Annotated in this window: 1 protein-coding gene; it reads right to left on the reverse strand. The window is 53.0% G+C overall.

All coding sequences use genetic code 11. The features are described from left to right. Nucleotides 1-28: 28 nt before the first annotated feature. Nucleotides 29-1329 (reverse strand): hypothetical protein (locus AB6D93_RS24055; RefSeq protein ID WP_372159255.1); only part of this gene is annotated, 1301 nt, incomplete at its 5' end.

The following is a 1329-nucleotide window of genomic DNA, read 5'->3' on the forward strand; positions in this document are numbered from 1 at the left end:
GATTGAAAACCCGAGAGACGAAATAGGTTCATAATGGCGTCACCTCTTTGATGTAAATAGTTTTAGTCGCATCTAGGCGCTGCGCTTTGAGTGGATAGGGACCAAGCAACGTGGTCATGGCCATGCTGATGTCACCTTCTTTGGTGACCAATGGATAAGGCGTGAAGGTAAAGTCAGCCACAGGCCAAGACGATTTTTCATCCCAGCGCCAGCCATAATGCCCGGTGACCTGCTTAGTCGCCGCTTTCAATGTGTCACCTGAGACCATTAAGGTCGTCACGCGCTCGCCTTTCCACGGATGAAAAGCCAACAGCTTCGACGGTGTGTTTGAGTACAGCGTTAACGTATTGATAGGCTGATTAGAAGCCGCCAGCGCTTTCACGGCGCCAGACAACGAGCCCGTTCGAACAAAATTTTGCGTGGCCATTCCATCCAAAGCAGTCAGAAATGCCTCATCTTGAGCAAACGCTAAGGGTTGGTCGCCATGTTTGTAAGCCCAGCGGGTTAAGGCGCTGCGAAAGCTTTCTCCCGCGTGGACGCGATAAGTGGTGAGCGCTTTTTTCTTCACAGACGACTTAGACGGTGTGGGTTTTACTTTTGAAGTTGACGAGGCTTTAACCTGCATATCGCTGGCGAAAAACGCATCATTGTCGTCCTCAAAGCTGGACCACACCTCTGATGAAGCGCTTTTAGACGCCAATGACTTTTTCAGTTGCGGGGTCATGACAACACTTGGCGGCGCGTCTTTTGGGGAAGAGGACATAGACGATGTCGACGCCACCTTGTTCGCTTTCACCGCCCCCGCCAGAAGAGACTTACCTTCTGAAAATCCAGTCACAGGCTTGAGCGCCTGCCACTCGTACCCGTACTTAAGTCGAAAGCCCACATTGCGACGAACCACATCTTCCTCAAGCGAGAACGCTTGACCACCGATGACTTGCAAGGCTTGTCGAAGGCTCATGTGCCCCATATCGGTATGACCCAAAGGCAACGGCTGCGCATAGAGCTGCGTTTCGGCGTAAGACGTCGGGGTGCGCAGCGATACGCCACTGCCTGACAATAAAAACTCGACGCCGTCTTTGATGCTCATCTTGCTCATCACCGGCAAGCGAGCTTCAATCGGCACGCCTAAGATGTCGGTCATTTGCTCGCCTGCCGAACGCTCAATGACATAACGTGAGGTCTGCACGCTGCTGCCCGACAATTCGGGAGCGGTGCGAATATTTAATGGGGGTGGCGGCGCTTGTACAGGCTCGGGCGGGGTTTGACACCCGGCCAACAAGCCTGCAAAAGACAACATGAGCCAGCGCGTTTGCATATCATTCTCCT

The sequence above is a fragment of the Vibrio sp. 10N.247.310.23 genome (assembly GCF_041467155.1).
In the GTDB taxonomy this organism is placed as follows: Bacteria; Pseudomonadota; Gammaproteobacteria; order Enterobacterales; family Vibrionaceae; genus Vibrio; species Vibrio crassostreae_C.